Consider the following 16,704-nt stretch of genomic DNA (forward strand, 5'->3'; position numbering starts at 1 on the left):
CGACCTGTCCCGAGGCCAGCAGAAGAAGATCGAGCGAGACCTGATTCGCCAGCAGAAGGGCGTCGTCGCGGCCACTAAAGCCAAGGGCGGCACCGTCCTCGCGCAGACGCAGTATGCGCTCAACGCCGTCAAGATCGAGATTGCGCGCAAGGACATCGCCTCCCTCGCTAAGCAGCCTGGCGTCAAGGCCGTGCTGCCGGTCGCCACCTACGAGTTGGACAACGCCACCGCTGTCCCGTTCATGGGGGTGCCGCAGGTCTGGGAGGACACCGGCTTCACCGGCGCCGGCGTCAAGGTCGCGATCATCGACACCGGCATCGACTACACGCACGCCGACTTTGGCGGGCCCGGCACGGTCGCGGCTTTTGAGGCCGCCGACGCGGCAGACACTACGGCCGCAGATTCGACGCTCTTCGGGCCCGACGCCCCGCGCGTCAAGGGCGGCTGGGACTTCGTCGGCGACGACTACGACGCCGGCGACCCTGGCTCGACCCCGATGCCGGACCCCAACCCACTCGACTGCAACGGCCACGGCACGCACGTGGCGGGCAGCGCGGCGGGCAGCGGCGTGAACGCCGACGGCACCACATACATCGGCCCGTATGACGACACCGTCGCCGGGACCGACTTCCAGATCGGTCCGGGCGTGGCTCCCGAAGCCGACCTCTATGCGCTGCGCGTCTTCGGCTGCAACGGCTCGACCGACGTGACCGTCGAGGCGATCGAATGGGCCGTCGAGAACGGCATGGATGTCATCAACATGTCCCTGGGCTCTTCCTACGGCCTCAAGGACGACGCGAGCGCGCTCGCGTCGACCAACGCTGCGGCCGCTGGTGTGGTCGTCGTCGCCTCGGCCGGCAACAGCGGCCCCAACCCCTACCTGGCCGGTGCTCCCGGCGTGGGCGACGGCGTCGTCGCGGTCGCGGCCATGGATGCGACCGCGATCTTCCCGGGCGTCGAGATCCAGCTGCCGAGCGGGCAGAGCATCCCGGCGATCTCCGCCAACGGCGTCACCCCGCCAGATGGCGCCGCGCACACCGTGGTCGTCCTGAAGGACGATCCTGCGACGACGGCCGAGAACGAAGCACTCGGGTGCTCGCTTAACGCGTTCACCTCCAACGGCATCGTCGAGGGCGGCAACCAACTCGCTGTCACCGTCCGTGGGACGTGTGCTCGGGCCGCGCGCGCCGTGTTTGGTGAGCAGGCCGGCGCAGCTGCGGTCGCGATGATCAACACGACCGCCGACTTCCCGCCCTACGAGGGCCCGATCACCGAAAACCCGGACGACGGCGTCGCCTTCGAGGTGACCATCCCGTTCCTGGGCGTCCGCGGCGTGCTCGGCTCAGCCCCGACCGACGACGGTGACCAGCTCGTCGCCGCCGAGGGCGATCAGGTGTCCTACACCCTCGTGGATCTGGACAACCCCGGCTTCAAGAAGACAGCGTCGTTCAGCTCCGGCGGACCTCGCAGCGGTGACAGCGCGCTCACCCCGAGCGTGGCCGCCCCCGGCGTCTCGATCGACTCGGCGGCCGTGGGCACCGGCGACAAGGGCCAGCGCCTCTCCGGCACGTCGATGGCTGCCCCGATGGTGACCGGTGTCGCGGCGCTCGGTGTGCAGGCGCACCCGGAGTGGCACGGGCTGGAGGTGGCCGACGCGATCGTCACCACCGCAGACCGCGACGGCGTGGCCGACTACCGGCTCACGCTGACCGGCAACGGCCTGGTCGACGCCATGCAGACGGTCACCACCGACGTGCTCGCCTACGGCGATGCGCTGCCCGACAGCACGGAAGGGCAGATGCTGCCCTCGCTTAGCTTCGGCTTTGAGGAGGCGGCCGACACGTTCACCGGAACCAAGACGGTGACCGTGGTCAACAAGGGCGACTCGGCGCAGACGTATGCCGTGAACACCGTCGCTTCCCCGCAGAGCCAGGAGGCCACCGTCACGGTGTCGCCGACGTCGATCACGGTCCCCGCCGGCGCGACGAGCACGGTCGAGGTCGCGCTCTCCGCAGACGCCACGAACGTGCCGTCGTCGACAGCCGACCCGGATGACCAGCACAACTTCTACGAGATCTCCGGCCAGGTGCGCCTCAGCGCCGAGTCCGGCGACCTCAACGTGCCCTACCTGCTCGTGCCCCGCTCGCTGACGATGGGCGCCGCGAAGGCTGCACCCATCGCACCGCCCCGCGCCAAGACGGTCACCGCGACCCTGACCAACGAGGGTGGCGCCTACGCGGCCGCGATGGACTTCTACACCTGGGGTCTGCAGGATGGTGAAGAAAGCAGCACCGACTACGATCTGCGCGCTGCCGGTGTGCAGTCCTTCGATACCGGTGACGGTGACATGTTGCTGGTCTTCGCGGTCAACAACTGGGGCCGCTACTCCAACGCCGCGTCGGTGGAGCACGACATCTACATCGACACCGACCGCAACGGCAAGGCCGACAAGGCGGTGTACGTGCTCGACTATGGGCTCGTCACCTCCGGCAGTGTGGACGGCAACAACGCCGTGTTCGTTCAGGACCTCGCGACCGGCGCGCTCAGCGTCAAGTACTTCGCGACGTCCCCGACGGACAGCAGCACGGTGCTGGCCCCGGTCCTGGCCAGCCAGCTCGGCCTGAAGTCCAACAAGGCGCTCCGCTACGAGGTGGCCAGCTTCGACCTCAAGACCTCGGGCACGGACGTGATGTCGGGCACCGCGGAGTACAACCCGTGGCGCAAGGCCCTCAGCACCGACGGTGCCTATAAGGTCGTCGCTCCGGGCAAGACGGTCAAGGTGAAGATCACCGCCGACACCAGCACCTGGAAGTCGCAGAAGCCGCTCGGTCAGATGATCGTCGTCCTCGACAACGCGGCCGGCGCCGACGAGGCGCTGCTGCTCGGTGGTCGCTGACCTCCGGCGGCCGCACTAGGCACTAGCTGCGCAGGCCCTCTCACTCGATCCGGGTGAGGGGGCCTGCGTCTGCCACCCCGGGCGGTCGCCCCTGCCACACCGGGCGGTCGGGACGGACTTCAGCTCGGCAGGTGAGCGGCACCACGAGGGTCAAAGGCGAGGCGCACAGACTGGCCTGGCGCGAGCGTCGGGTCGTCCGCAACGGCCGCGCACTCCCCTACCCCGTCGACGTCGACGACGAGATGCACCGAATCCGACACGGCCACGGCCCGACGCACCGTCCCGTGCAGCGGGCCGTCAAGCTCGACCCGCAGCGCGCTGCGACGAAGGGCTAGAACGCCCGTCGGGGTGTGGAGGCGGTGGGGGTGGTGGTGGGGGTGGGTGAGGCGCGGAGGACGGTGCTCGCGGCGGAGCCGGTCAGGATCGTCTCGAAGCCGATGAAGCTGGCGACCTCGCGCGTGACGGGGGCGCGCCATACCTGCGCGGTGTCGCCCTCCTGCACGATCCGACCGGCCAGCATGACGGCCATCCGGTCGGCGATGGTGAACGCTTCGTCGTGGTCGTGGGTGACCAGGACCGCGGTCGTTCCCGTCGAGGAGAGGATCTCGCGCAGGTCACCGGCCAGGCGCCCCCGCAGCGAGCGATCCAGCGCGGAGAGCGGCTCATCGAGGAGGAGCAGCCCCGGGTCGGCGGCCAGGGAGCGGGCCAGGGCCACCCGCTGCTGCTCGCCACCGGACAGCGTGGGCGTGCGACGCTCGGCATACCCGGGCAGCCCGACCAGCTCGAGGAGCTCGTGCACGCGACGCACGCGAGCCGCCCGGCCGACGCCGCGCAGGCGCAGGGAGTAGGCGATGTTGTCGCCGACGGACGCATGCGGGAAGAGCTGCCCGTCCTGAAACATCAACGCAAAGCCGCGCTCGTGCGTCGGCACACCGCGCAGGTCCTGACCGCGCCAAGCGATCCGCCCGGCATCCAGCGGCTCCAGACCGGCCACCGCCCGCAGCAAGGTCGACTTGCCGCAGCCGGACGGGCCGAGCACCGCCAGCACGGTGCCCTCCTGCACCGCCAGGGTCACGTCGTCGACGGCCGTCGTGGCGCCGAAACGGACGGTGACCTCGGTGAGCTCGAGCATGCCTCGCCTTCCTAGAAGGTGCCGACGGAGCCGACCCGCAGCCGCTCGACCACACCCATGACGGTGACGGTGAGCAGCGACAGCACGACGCTAGCGGCCAGCGCCATGCCGAGGTGCTCGACGCCGGGCCGGGAGATGAGCTGATAGATGATGACCGGCACCGTCGGCCGGTCCGGACGCGCGAGAAAGCTCGTCGCGCCAAACTCACCCAGCGAGACCGCAAACGCAAAGCCGGTCGCGGCCAGCAGGGGCCGGGCCAGCACCGGCGCCTCGGCCGTCCAGGCGGAGCGCCAGGGCGAGGCCCCCAGTGCCGCAGCAGCCTCGCGCTGGCGCGGGTCGACCGAGCGCAGGACCGGCGCGAGCGTCCGCACCACCAGCGGCAGCGCCACCATCGCCTGCGCGATCGGCACCAGCACCGGCGAGCTGCGCAGATCCAGCGGCGGGCGGTCGAGGGTGATGAGGAAGCCGAACCCGACGGTCACCGCCGAGATCCCCAATGGCAGCATGAACGCGCCGTCCAAGGAGGAGATGACGCGCCGCCAGCCGATCCCACGCGGTCGACGTGACACCACGATCGAGACGATCAGCCCCAGGATCATCGCGAGCACGGTCGCGTCGACGGCCGTCCGCAGCGAGTTCTCCACCGCCTCCATCACGCTGACGCGCAGCGCAGGGGTCGCCTCGGGGTCGGTCAGCGCGCGGTAGTAGCGCAGGCTCCAGCCATCCCCGACGCGCAGCGAGCGCACGACCAGGCTCCCGACCGGCAGCAGGACGAAGCCGACGGCCAGCGCGGTGACGGCGAGGGCAGGTATGTCGTGCCGGCGCGGCGGGCGGGCGGCAGCGCTCGCCCCCACCCGCTGGACCGCACCCTCCCGGCTGCGGCGCGTCCGGGCCGCCACGGCCAGCATCACCACGACCGCGACCAGCTGCAGGACGGAGAGCACCGCAGCGCCCTGCAGGTCGAGAAACTGGGTGGTCAAGAGATAGATCTCGGTCTCGATCGTGCCGTAGCGCAACCCGCCCAGGGTCAGCACCACCCCGAAGGCGGTCGAGCAGAAGAGGAAGACAAGAGTAGCGGCGGAGACCACGGCCGGAGCCAGCGCGGGCAGGGTGACGGTCCGCCAGACCTGCCACGGGTTGGCACCGAGCCCGGCGGCCGACTCCTCCGCACGCCGGTCCAGCCCCTCCCACATCCCGCCGACGGTGCGCACGACCACGGCCAGGTTGAAGAACACGAAGGCCAGCAGGATCGGGACCCACGTCCCGTCCCAGCCGAGCGCGCCGAGCGGCCCTCCCTTGGACAGCAGGGAGCGAAACATCACCCCGACCACGACCGTCGGCAGCACGAATGGCATCACCACGATCGCGCGCAGCAGGCCTCTCCCAGGGAACCGCAACCGGTAGAGCACGAAGGCCACCGGCAGCCCGAGCACCAGCGTGAGCACGGTCCCCGCCGCCGAGCTCCATACCGTGAACCACAGCACCCGCAGCGTCCGCGCCCGACCCAGCACTTCCGGCACCCCGGACAGGTCGAGCCGCCCCTCCGGCAGGAACCCCCGCGCGAGCATCCCGCCGACCGGCAGCAGGAAGAAGATGGCCAGGAAGGCGATCGGGACGAGCGACGCGAGGCCAAGAGCGATCCCCGGCCCGGACAGGTATGCAGTGGCGCGCCGCTTCGACATACCTGTCCCCAGTCCCGCTCGCCCCGGCGCGCCAGACCTCATCCGGTGGCGATGTCCGCCCACTCGCGCAGCCAGGTCTCACGCTCGGCCTCGATCTGGCCGGGGTGCACGACGATCGGGTTCTCGGCCAGCGGCGCCCACTGCGCCCACAGCTGCGGCAGGTCGACCAAGTCATCGACGGGATACATATACATGTTGTCCGGGATCGCGGCCTGGACGTCCGGGCTGACGAGCCAGTCGACGACCGCCTGCGCGCCCTGCGGGTTGGCGGCGCCCTCCAGGACGCCGGCATACTCCACCTGCCGGAAGCAGGTGTCCAGCAGCGCGGCCGTGGTCGGCTCCACGCCACCCTCGGGGATGGTGAACGGCGGGCTGGAGGCGTAGGACAGCACGATCGGGCGGTCACCGTCGCCGCCGCCGGCGGTGAAGTCGACGGTGTAGGCGTCGGTCCAGCCGCTGGTCACCTTGGCGCCGTTGTCCATCAACGCCTTCCAGTAGCTCTGCCACTGCGTCGGCCCGAACTCCCCGATCGTGGCGAGCAGGAACGCCATACCCGGTGAGGAGGTGCTCGCGCCGGGGGTGACGAAGAGATCCTCATACTCCGGCTTGGTCAGGTCGGCCAGCGTCACCGGCGGCGCGATGCCCTTGTTGGCAAACCAGACCTTGTCGATGTTGACGCAGACGTCGCCGTAGTCGACCGGCGACAAATAGGCGTCGCCGCCGTCGGGCAGCGCATGCTCCTTCGCTGACTTCGCGAGCTTCTTCGGCGTGTATGCCGCGAGCACCTGCTCGTTGATCGCGCGCGTGGCGAAGGTGTTGTCGATGCCGAAGACGACGTCGGCGACCGGGCTGCCCTTGGTGAGCACGAGCTGGTTGGTCAGCGCGCCCGCGTCGTCGGAGAGCTGGATCTGCAGCTCATAGCCGGTGTCCTGCTCGAACGCGGCGACCAACTCGTCGGGCAACGCAAAAGAGCTGTGCGTGATCAGCGTGACCTCGCCCGGCTCCTCCGTGGTCGGCGCCGCGGAGCTGGCGGTCGCGGCGTCGCCGGTCACGGCCTCCGGCGAGGTGCTGTCGGGGGAAGGTGAGGGCGGACTCTTCTCCTCCCCGCCCATGAGCGAGCAGGAGGTAAGTCCGAGGGTGAGGGCCGCCGCGAGGGCAAGGGTGCGGGTGGACCGCATGATGCATCCTCCTTCAGGTGCAAGGAGGGGCGGGCAGCGGCACGTGCTGGCCGCCGACCGTGAGACTCGACTTCCTTCGCCGGTGCTAACCGGTGCAGGTTCGAGGGTCTGCGGCCAACTGACAACCGCACTCTCAGCGCAAGAGCGCTCCCCTGTCGTTTCGTGGCTCCAGCGTACATGCGGTGTGGCAGGATCGGCGTATGGGCAATATCGTCGCCAAACTTCTCACCGCCGGGGCCGCGCTCGCCGCGTCCTTCATCGCCAAGAAAGCCACGGACGGCACCTGGCACTTCGTGACCGGCAAGGAGGTCCCGGACAATCCGGACGACCCGGACGTGCAGCTGACCGAAGCTGTCCTTTTCGCCATCCTCTCCGGCGCCCTCATCGCGCTAGCGCGGATGCTCGCCAACCGGCAGACCACCAAGGTCATCGGAGCCTCGCAAGGAAAGTCTTCGGCTCAGGTGGCCGACAAGACCTGAGGCCGAGCGGCCGCATACCTGACCTGAAGGTCGAGATCAGCTCCAGTCGCGCAGGTCCACCATCGGCCCCTCGCCCTCGCCCAGGTCGTCCCCGACCTGGACCTCGCAGCGGAACCTTAGCCCGTCCCGGATCCGGGCGGTCAGCGCCGCCACCAACTCCTGGTCCGGGATGCTGCCGTCGGAGACCACGCGGCAGACCAGCTGGTCGACGTGGTCGTGCCGGTCGATGACGAAGCGGTAGTCGCTGACGCCGGGCGCCCCGTCCACCACTGCGACGACCTGGCGCGGGTGCAGGAACATCCCCTTGACCTTGACCGCCTGGCCCACGCGGCCGAGCACGCCCCGCAGCCGCAGGGACCCGTCGGGGCCGAGCATCCACGCCGATAGGTCGCCGGTGCCGAAGCGGATGAGCGGGTAGTCCTCGCGCAAGAGACTGATGACGACCTCCCCCTCGGTCCCGTCGAGGAGCGGCTCCCCCGTGCCGATCGCGCAGACCTGCACGTCGACACCGTCGGCCAGCACCAGCCCGTGGCCCGGCTCCTCGCCCGCCGGCTCCCAGGCCAGCAGCCCCGTCTCCCCCGTGCCATAGGCCATCCGCACGTGCGGCACCCGCTCGGCCAGGAGCGCCCGCAGGGAGTCGGGCAGCGGCTCGGCCGTCATCAGCGCTCGCTCCAGCCGCCACGACGCGCGGTCCAGGCCAGCGTCGTCGAAGCGATCGATGAGCGCCTTGAGATAGGACGGCAGCCCGGTGTAGGCCGTGACGCCCAGGTCTGCGATGAGCCGGACCTGCAGGTCCTGGGCACCGATGCCCGCTGGCACGACCGCCGCACCCACCGAGCGCGCGCCCTGCTCGAGCATGGCGCCGGCCGGGGACAGGTGGTAGCCGAAGCAGTTGACGACGATGTCGCCGACACCCACCCCGAGGTCGGCCAGCGCCTGGCCCCAGCGCCAGTCCGCGCCCTCCAGCTGCGGCTCGTAGAGCGGGCCGGGCGAGGTGAACCAGCGCGCGACGTCGGCGTCCGGGTCGAGCAGCCCGCCGTGCGGCGGGTCTGTCCGCTGCAGCTCGACGAGGTCGTCCTTGGCCAGGACGGGGAGCGCGTCCAGCCCGCCGGGACGGCATACCTGCTCGACGGTCAGCCCTGCCCGCTCCAGCCGGGCCGCGAAGCCTGGCACCCGGCCGGCGGCCCGCGCCACCAGCTCGGTCAGCGCCGGCGCCAACGACTCCTCGCGCGCCTGCAGCGCGGCCTCGATCGACATGGTGGATCCCTTCACAGCCAGCGCTTGCGGCGCTTGTAGTGTTTGACGTCCCGATAGCTCTTGCGACTGCCCTCGTCGCCCAGACCCAGGTAGAACTCCTTGACGTCGGGGTTCTCCTGGAGCTGCGCCGCCGGCCCCTCCAGCACGATCCGCCCCTGCTCCATGATGTAGCCGTGGTCGGCCACCTCCAGGGCGCGCCGGGCGTTCTGCTCGATGACCAGGACCGTCAGCCCGGTCTGCACATTGAGCTCCTTGATGTAGCCGAAGATCTCCTGGACCAGCAGCGGCGCCAGGCCGAGGGAGGGCTCGTCCAGCATGAGCAGGCGCGGCCGAGACATCAGGGCCCGCCCGATCGCCAGCATCTGCTGCTCGCCTCCGGAGAGGTAGCCCGCGATCCGGGCGCGCATGTCGGCGAGCGCGGGGAAGTACTGATAGACCTTCTCCAGGTCCTCGACCGACTCTTTGGCGGCCCGGGTGTAGGCGCCCGCGACGAGGTTTTCGGCCACCGTGAGGTGTTCGAAGACGTGCCGACCCTCCATGCACAGGCTCATGCCGCGCGGGACCCGCTCCGAGGGCTCGAGGCGGGTGATGTCCTCGCCGTCGAAGTGAATCGACCCGTCGGTGACTTCTCCACGCTCGCTGGGAAGCAGGCCGGAGACTGCCTTGAGCGTGGTCGACTTGCCCGCGCCGTTGGAGCCAAGCAGCGCCACGATCTGGTGCTCCGGCACGGTCAGGGAGAGCCCCCGCAGGACCAGGATCACGTCGTCGTAGATGACCTCGACATTGTTCAGGGCCAGCAGAGTGTCCTGCCGCCCGCCCCCGGGCACGGCCGGCGCGCCGGCCGTGCCTGGGGAGGTCAGTCCAGCGGAACTGGTCACGGCGTGGCGCCCGCCTCGATCTCGACCATCTTGCCGTCCTTGGCCTGATAGATGCCGGCGCTGGTCGAGCCGCGGTGGGACTCTTTGGTGAACTCGACGGTGCCGTCACCGACGACGCCGCCGGTGTCGATGCCGCCCATGGTCTCCAGGGCCTCGCGGATCGCCGGGCCCTCGATCTCGCCGGACTCGGCGGCCTTCTCCATACCCTCTGCCATCACATGCATCACCATCCAGCCCTGCACCCAGCTGGTGCCCTTGGTGGCCGGGTCCTCGTTCTTGGACTCCAGATACTCCGTCAGCTCCTTGTGGCCCTCCTTCTCCGCCGAGATCGGCGCGAACGGCTGGATCAGCATGTGGCCCTCGGCGGCGTCGGCACCCGCAGTGGTGATGAACAGCTCGTTGCCGCACCAGTTGAGGCAGACGATCTTCATGTCCAGGCCCTGCGCCTTGATGTCCTTGGCGACCTGGGCCGCGGGGGAGGCGACGTTCTGGATGACGACATACTTCGCGCCCTGGCTCTGCGCCTGGGACAGCAGACCGACATAGTTGGCGCCCTTGGGCATCGGGTAGGCCTTATAGCCCAGATCCAGACTCTTCTCCTTGATCCAGGCCTCGCCGTCGGCGACCGGCGCCTGACCGAACGGGCTGTCGTTGTGGAAGACCGCCACCTCCGCCTTGCCGCCGGCGTCCTCGGAGATCCAGTTGAGAGCGATCCGCATCTGGTCGGAGTAGGTCGGGGCGACCACGAAGTTGTATGGCGCCTCCTTCGGGTCGGTCAGGCTCTCGGCGAACGAGCCGGACATGAAGGGCAGCTCGTCGCTGGCGACCTTGGTGTGCAGCGCCTCCGTGTCTCCCGTGCCCCAGCCCTGGACGGCCACAACACCGTCGTTGACGTACTGCTTGTAGAGCTGCTCTGCCTTGGGGACCTCATAGGCATAATCGTTGGACAGCGGCTCGATCTTGTGGTCGGCCACCCCGCCCTTGGCGTTGCGGTAGTCGATATAGGCGAGCATGCCCTCGTTGTATGGGGCGCCGACGTCACCGGTGCCGCCGGTCAGGTCCGCGATGATGCCGATCTTGATCGGCGCATTCTTGTCGCCTGCGTCATCGGCGTTGCCGCCGTCGCCGCCGCAGGCCGACAGGCCCAGCGCCAGCGTGGCGATAGCGGCGACGAAGGCGCCCCGTCGGTTGCTGATCATGTGCTTCTCCTTGGGTGGGCCGCCAGGGTGGCGGGTGAGGGGTGGCGATGAAGATTGGGTGGTGGTCAGTAGCGGAACGGCCAGAACCGGATGAACTCCTTGGCTCTCTCCCACAACCGGTTCAAGCCTCGAGGCTCGATGATGAGGAAGAGGATGATGACCAGGCCGAAGACGGCGTTCTGGATGGCGGGCAGCTGGGCGGACAGCCACGGCGCGGCTGGACCGACGACGTCCGACGCGGTGCGGATCAGGACCGGCAGCAGCGACATGAAGATCGCGCCGTAGACGGCGCCCGCGACACTGCCGAGGCCGCCGACGATGATCATCGCCAGGTAGAGGATGGAGACGTTGAGGGTAAACGCCTCCCAGGTGACCGTCTCGGTGTAGTGCGCGGTGAGGGCACCAGCCAGGCCGACGAACCCGCTGGAGACCGCGAACGCGGTGAGCTTGGCGCGGGTCAGGTTGACGCCGATCGCCTCGGCCGCGATGTCCTGGTCGCGGACCGCCATGAAGGAACGCCCGAGTCCGGTGCGGAAGAGTTTGCGCGCGGCCAGCACGACCAGCACGGTGAGGATCATCAAGATCCAATACCAGCTTTGCTCGAAGGAGTCGCGGGGCAGCTTCCAGCCGAAGACCTCCAGGCGGGACAACGTGATGTAGCCCTTGTCTTCGGTGAGCCATCCCCATCGCCTGATGACGAACTCGATGATGAACTGGCTGGCCAGCGTCGCGATCGCCAGATAGAGCCCCTTAAGCCGCAGCCCCGGCAACCCGAAGAAGGTCCCGATGACCGCGGTCAGCAGCACGGCGAAGAAGATCGCCAGCGGCACCGGGAGCCCCATCCGCTCGGACAGGATGGCCGAGGAGTAGGCACCGACCGCCAGGAAGCCGCCCTGACCGAGACTGATCTGGCCGGTGTAGCCGGTCAGTATGTTGAGGCCGACCGCGCCGATCACCGCGATCAGGATGACATTGACGATGGAGAGCCAGTAGTTGTCCAGCACGAACGGCATGAGCAGCAGGAGCAGGACGATCAGGGCGAGCCGGAAATACTCCGCGCGGGTGCTGCGCAGACGCAGCTCGGAGGCGTAGGTCCGGTGGTAGATGCCAGTAGCGGTCGCCATGACTCAGACCCTCTCGATCCGGGTTTCGCCGAAGATGCCGTAAGGCCGCACGAGCAGGATGAGCACCAGCACGATGTAGGGGATGATCGTGGCCAGCCCGGGGTCGAGATAGCCGGAGACGAACTGGGACAGCAGACCGATGGTCAGGCCACCCACGATCGTGCCGGGCACCGAGTCCAGGCCACCCAGGATCACCACCGGGAAGACCATCAGGCCAAACGCCGCGAGGTTCTGGTCGACCGCCGAAATGTCCGCGAGCAGGACCCCCGCGATCAGGGCGCTCACCGCGGCCAGCACCCAGGCGAGGGCAAAGATGCGCCGCACCGAGATGCCCATCGTCATGGCGGCCTGCTGGTCGTCGGCGACCGCGCGCATCGCGATGCCGTGGCGAGAGCGGCGGAAGAAGATCGTGAAGGCGGTCAGCACGATCGCCGCGATGAGGATGACGAGCAGCCGGTTGACCGGCACGACCGCCCCCGCGAACTCGATCGAGGTCCGCGGCAGGATGGGCGGCTGCGACTTGGGGCTGGTGCCGTAGAACATCTGCACCAGGGCCTTGAGCAGCATCGACAGACCGATCGTCACCATGATGATGCTGATCGGCTCCTCCCCGACCATCGGCCGCAGGATGAAGCGCTCGACGATGACACCGATGAGGGTGGCCACGACCACGCCGATCAAGGACGCCACGATCAGCGGCAGGCCGAGCACGACGAACGCGGTGTAGAAGACGTAGGCACCCACGAGCAGGAACTCGCCCTGGGCGAAGTTGATGACCTCGGTCGCCTTATAGATCAGCACGAAGCCGAGCGCCGCCAACGCCAGGATCGCACCGTCCGCCAGCCCGTAGACCAGCAGGTTGAGGAAGGTGGACATCAGGGGATCTCCTGTCCCGCGCTCATCGGCGACCACTCCATACGGGTCGGCGACCGCGCCCGGCCGGGATCTGGTAGGTCGTCAGGTCGAAGATCCGCAAGGACAGCTCGCGCAACACCGTGCTGCCGTCCTGGTAGGAGACCCGACTGCTCAGGCTGATCTGTGGGTCGCCGCGCCGCAGCGCCGCGATCAGGTCGGCATAGCGCTCGTCGATGACATTGCGACGGACCTTGCGGGTGCGGGTGATCTCGTCGTCGTCGGGGTCGAGCTGTTTGTGCAGGATGAGAAAGCGGGCGACGCGGATCGCCTCGGGCAGGTCTTCGTTGGCCCGGGTGATCTCCTCGGCGACGAGCTCGTAGACCTCATCCTTGGCAGCCAGGTCCGTGTAGGTGGTGTAGCTGAGCCGCTCATGCTCGGCCCAGGATCCCACCGTGCCGGGGTCGAGGGTGATCATCGCCGTCATCCCCTGCCCGCGGTCCTGCGGGCCGAAGACGACCGCCTCCTCGACATACGGGCTGAACTTGAGCTTGTTCTCGATGAACGCGCTGGAGTAGCGGCTGCCATCGGGGGCGGTGAGGACGTCCTTGGCGCGGTCAATGACGACCAGCTGACCGCTCTCGTCCAGATATCCCGCATCCCCGGTATGCAGCCACCCGTCGGCGTCGACCGTCTTGGCGGTCTCCTCGGGCTGGCGGTAGTAGCCACGGAAGACCGAGGCGGAGCGCAGCAGGATCTCGCCGTCGTCGGTGAGCCGCAGGTCGGTGCCCGGGATCGGGGTGCCGACCGTGTTGAACGCGATCGCGTCGTCGCGGTGGACCACCGCGATGCCGCAGATCTCGGTCTGCCCGTAGATCTGCTTGAGGTTGACGCCGATCGCGTGGAAGAACCGGAACACGTCCGGGCCCAGCGGGGCTCCACCGGTGTAGGCACGGCGGACCCGCGCCAGGCCGAGCTGGTCGCGGACCGGTCGGGTGCTCACCGCGTCGGCCAGCGCGATCAGCAGTGCGTTGCCGCCACGCTTGCCCTGCACGCGGGCGCGCGCCGCCTCATCACCGACGTCATAGCCCCACCCGAAGATCTTGCGCTTGAGCCAGCCGGCCTCGTCGATCCGGACCTGCACCTCAGAGAGCATCGACTCCCAGATCCGGGGCGGGGAGAACATCACGTCCGGGCCGATCTCGCGCAGGTCGTGGCGCTGCGTCGCGGCATCCTCGGGGAAACTGATCGTCAGCCCGTGCCCCAGCCCGATGGCCACCGCGAGCATCTGCTCACCGATCCAGGCGAAGGGCAGGAAAGAGACGTAGCGGAAGGTGGCGTCGGCGGGGTCGATCTGCGTGAGGCTCTGCGCCATCGCCAGCAGATTGACGTGGGACAGCTCGCCCAGCTTGGGCTTGGAGGTCGTGCCCGAGGTGGTGCAGATGATCGCGATATCGCTCGGGTCACCCATCGCCACCTGCTCGGTGAACCAGCCCGGTTGCTCCTGCGCCCGCTCCCGTCCCCGCTGCTCCACGTCGGTGAAGTCCATCAGCCAGGGGTCGTTATACGCCTCCAGGCCGTGGGGGTCGTAGAAGATGACCCGCTCGATCGCCGACGCCGCGCCGCTCGCACGCAGCTTGAGCAGCTTGTCGACCTGTTCCTGGTCCTCGACCACGACGACGCGGGCGGCCGAGATCGACAGGATGTGCTCGAGCTCCTCGCCGATCGAGGTGGGGTAGATGCCGACGACGGAGGCGCCCATGCTCTGCGCGGCGAGCTCAGCGATGAGCCACTCGGGACGGTTGTCACCCAGGACGGCGATGATCTCGCCGCGCTGGATGCCGAAGCCGGCCAGGCCGTGCGCGAAGTCCTCCACCCGCGCGGCGTACTCAGCCCACGTGATCGGTTGCCAGATGCCGTAGAGCTTTTCCTGCATCGCCACTTCGTCTGGACGGCGCTGCGCGTGCTCGAGGAGGAGGCGCGGGAAGGTCGCGGTGCTCAGGTCCATAGGCGGGGCCTGCGTCGACTTAGCCATCGCGCGGCTCCTGGAGGCTCTCCTGCGCGGCGGTGGCCGTGGCGAGCGCCTCCCGGACCGCGGGGTCCTCGCCCTCCGAGCCGAGGTAGGCCTCAATGACGTCGGGGTTGGCCTTGACCTCATCCGGCGTCCCGTCAGCGATGAGCCGCCCGAAATCGAGGACGCTGACCCGGTCGGAGATGTCCATGACGACATTCATGTCGTGCTCGATGAGGACGACGGTGACGCCGGCCAGCTCGTGCACGTCGAGGATGTATCTGGCCATGTCCTCCTTCTCCTCCGAGTTCATGCCCGCCATCGGCTCATCGAGGAGCAGGAGTGCTGGCTGGATGCAGAGGGCCCGACCGAGCTCGACCCGCTTCTGGATGCCATAGGCGAGCGAGCCGACCGGTTTGGCGCGGTGGGCCTGCAGCTGAAGCAGGTCGATGACCTCCTCGACGAGCTGCCGGTGCTCGATCTCCTGCTTGCGGGCCGGGCCGAACCAGAGCATCGACGCGAGCACGCTGTGGTTCATGTGGATATGGCGGCCGAGCATGAGGTTCTCCAGCACCGTCAGGTGGGCGAAGAGCTCGATGTTTTGGAAGCTGCGGGCGACCCGGAGCCGGGCGATCTTGAAGGGCGGCAACTGGGTCAGGGTCGACATCGTCCGCGTCCCCGCCTCGTCGGCGCTCTGCAGGCGGATCTGCCCCTCCTGCGGGTGGTAGATGCCGCTGATGCAGTTGAGGAGGGAGGACTTGCCGGCGCCATTGGGCCCGATGATCGCGTGCACATGGCCCTGGGTGACGGTGAAGCTGATGTCGGTGAGCGCCTTGACGCCCCCGAAGCGCAGGGAGACCCCCTCGACCCGGAGCAGAGGCTCGCCCTGCGGCAGGTGGCTGCCGTTGAGCGAGTGCTGGTAGGCGCGTGTGAGCACGATCTGAGTCCTTCCGCGGATCGACGATGAACCGGCTGAGGTTGACACTAGGTTTTCACTATGTGAAAAGCAAGTACTCAAGCAGAAAATCTTTCGCGCTAGGGTGCGGCCCGTTATGTCATCATGGAAGACCAGTGAGCGGGACGAAACGGAGGGAGGGCCATGTCGCCCAGCGATGACAGGCGCGGTGGCCTCGGCACCGTCCGCAATGCCGTCACCCTCCTAGAGTTGTTGGCGCACGGTCCCGCCTACCACCAGCTCACCGATCTCGCGGAGCGCTCCTCGATGTCGATCCCGACCGTGCACCGCCTGCTGCGCTCCCTCGTGCTGGCCGACCTCGCGGTGCAGGATCCGGCCACCTCCCGCTATGGGCTGGGCCCCGAGCTCAGCCGCCTCTCCCATCACTACCTGACCCGCCTGCCCCTGATCGGCGCGCTCTCGCCCTACCTCTCGCAGGTGCGCGACAAGCTGGGGACCACCGTGCACGTGGAGGTCCTCGTGCGGGGCGAGGTGGTGTATGTCGATCGCGTGGACGGGGGAGCCGTCGGGCCCTACCGTGACACCAACCGGGTGCAGCCGGCGCTGAGCACCGCTGGTGGGCGGCTGCTCGCGGCGCGCGGGTCGGAGCCGGAGTGGACGCTGGCCCTTGAGCTCGCTGGGCAGGCCGACCGCGAGGAGGCCGCCCAGCAACGGACCTCCTGGGCACACGCCGAGTGGCTGTGCGTGCAGCCCGAAGACCTCACGATCCCCGCCGAGGTCGCGGTGCCCGTGCTCGACGCGACCGGTGCGGCCGTGGGGGCGATCGCCGCCGAGCTGACCGGCCCCGGAGGCATCGAGCGGGCGGAGGAGGCGACCGCATACCTGGGTCGCGCGGCGAAGGCCGCCGGAAGGACGCTGGGGCATGGCTGACCAGGTCACCGGACTGCCGCCCAGCCCGGCGTGGGAGCGGGTGGTGCGCCGGATGCATCTGCTCACCCCGGCGGAGCAGCTCTGGGAGGACGGCGAGCGAGGCGGTCGGTGGCTGCCTGGCGCTGCGCTCAACCTCTCGGTGACCTGCCTGGACGTCCATCTCGCGCAGC

Annotated in this window: 14 protein-coding genes and 1 riboswitch; of the genes, 3 read left to right on the plus strand and 11 right to left on the minus strand. The window is 68.9% G+C overall.

Annotated features, from left to right (window positions below):
- Nucleotides 1–2,896, plus strand: a 2,896-nt coding sequence (locus Q4P07_RS11275; protein WP_303375017.1) for a S8 family serine peptidase, incomplete at its 5' end; no start/stop codon positions are given.
- Between the two features lie 119 nt (nucleotides 2,897–3,015).
- On the opposite strand, the gene Q4P07_RS11280 is transcribed toward Q4P07_RS11275, so the two are convergent.
- From Q4P07_RS11280 to Q4P07_RS11295, 4 genes are read right to left on the minus strand one after another with little or no spacing between them, the layout of a single operon-like run.
- On the minus strand, nucleotides 3,016–3,174 hold the full coding sequence (locus Q4P07_RS11280) for a hypothetical protein (protein ID WP_303375018.1): 159 nt from the start codon (nucleotides 3,172–3,174) through the stop codon (nucleotides 3,016–3,018).
- Between the two features lie 53 nt (nucleotides 3,175–3,227).
- The gene (locus tag Q4P07_RS11285; protein ID WP_303375019.1) at nucleotides 3,228–4,028 is read right to left on the minus strand and encodes an ABC transporter ATP-binding protein; all 801 of its coding nucleotides are present in this window, start codon (nucleotides 4,026–4,028) and stop codon (nucleotides 3,228–3,230) included.
- A gap of 11 nt (nucleotides 4,029–4,039) precedes the next feature.
- Nucleotides 4,040–5,710 (minus strand): iron ABC transporter permease, encoded by a 1,671-nt coding sequence (locus Q4P07_RS11290; protein ID WP_303375020.1) that lies wholly within the window; start codon nucleotides 5,708–5,710, stop codon nucleotides 4,040–4,042.
- Nucleotides 5,711–5,748: 38 nt separating this feature from the next.
- Entirely contained in the window at nucleotides 5,749–6,888 is a 1,140-nt protein-coding gene (locus Q4P07_RS11295) for a thiamine ABC transporter substrate binding subunit (RefSeq protein WP_303375021.1), read from the minus strand.
- 54 nt (nucleotides 6,889–6,942) lie between these two features.
- Nucleotides 6,943–7,052: riboswitch (TPP riboswitch) on the minus strand.
- 36 nt (nucleotides 7,053–7,088) lie between these two features.
- On the opposite strand from Q4P07_RS11295, the gene Q4P07_RS11300 reads away from it, so the two are divergent.
- Entirely contained in the window at nucleotides 7,089–7,367 is a 279-nt protein-coding gene (locus Q4P07_RS11300; protein ID WP_303375022.1) for a DUF4235 domain-containing protein, read from the plus strand.
- A 36-nt stretch (nucleotides 7,368–7,403) separates the two neighbouring features.
- Here Q4P07_RS11300 and Q4P07_RS11305 read toward each other — a convergent pair whose 3' ends face one another.
- The 7 genes from Q4P07_RS11305 to Q4P07_RS11335 form a co-directional block, all read right to left on the minus strand.
- Nucleotides 7,404–8,624 (minus strand): phenylacetate--CoA ligase family protein, encoded by a 1,221-nt coding sequence (locus Q4P07_RS11305; RefSeq protein WP_303375023.1) that lies wholly within the window; start codon nucleotides 8,622–8,624, stop codon nucleotides 7,404–7,406.
- An 11-nt stretch (nucleotides 8,625–8,635) separates the two neighbouring features.
- Entirely contained in the window at nucleotides 8,636–9,502 is an 867-nt protein-coding gene (locus Q4P07_RS11310; RefSeq protein WP_368660276.1) for an ABC transporter ATP-binding protein, read from the minus strand.
- Nucleotides 9,499–10,701, minus strand: a complete 1,203-nt coding sequence (locus tag Q4P07_RS11315) for an ABC transporter substrate-binding protein (RefSeq protein ID WP_303375024.1) — start codon at nucleotides 10,699–10,701, stop codon at nucleotides 9,499–9,501. Before Q4P07_RS11315 ends, Q4P07_RS11310 begins: the two co-directional genes overlap by 4 nt.
- Before the next feature lie 65 nt (nucleotides 10,702–10,766).
- Complete coding sequence (locus Q4P07_RS11320; RefSeq protein WP_303375025.1) at nucleotides 10,767–11,825, minus strand: branched-chain amino acid ABC transporter permease; 1,059 nt, start codon at nucleotides 11,823–11,825, stop codon at nucleotides 10,767–10,769.
- Between the two features lie 3 nt (nucleotides 11,826–11,828).
- Nucleotides 11,829–12,701 carry a branched-chain amino acid ABC transporter permease gene (locus tag Q4P07_RS11325; RefSeq protein ID WP_303375026.1) on the minus strand — a complete coding sequence of 291 codons (873 nt, stop codon included), beginning with the start codon at nucleotides 12,699–12,701 and terminating at the stop codon, nucleotides 11,829–11,831.
- Between the two features lie 22 nt (nucleotides 12,702–12,723).
- Nucleotides 12,724–14,712 carry an AMP-binding protein gene (locus tag Q4P07_RS11330; protein ID WP_303375027.1) on the minus strand — a complete coding sequence of 663 codons (1,989 nt, stop codon included), beginning with the start codon at nucleotides 14,710–14,712 and terminating at the stop codon, nucleotides 12,724–12,726.
- On the minus strand, nucleotides 14,705–15,625 hold the full coding sequence (locus Q4P07_RS11335; protein WP_303375028.1) for an ABC transporter ATP-binding protein: 921 nt from the start codon (nucleotides 15,623–15,625) through the stop codon (nucleotides 14,705–14,707). The genes Q4P07_RS11330 and Q4P07_RS11335 overlap by 8 nt, the downstream gene beginning before the upstream one ends.
- A gap of 162 nt (nucleotides 15,626–15,787) precedes the next feature.
- Here Q4P07_RS11335 and Q4P07_RS11340 point away from each other — a divergent pair, with 162 nt between their 5' ends.
- The gene (locus Q4P07_RS11340; RefSeq protein WP_303375029.1) at nucleotides 15,788–16,534 is read left to right on the plus strand and encodes an IclR family transcriptional regulator; all 747 of its coding nucleotides are present in this window, start codon (nucleotides 15,788–15,790) and stop codon (nucleotides 16,532–16,534) included.
- The last annotated feature ends 170 nt before the right edge of the window (nucleotides 16,535–16,704 follow it).

This window comes from Ornithinimicrobium sp. (genome assembly GCF_030537745.1).
GTDB lineage: Bacteria > Actinomycetota > Actinomycetes > Actinomycetales > Dermatophilaceae > Ornithinicoccus.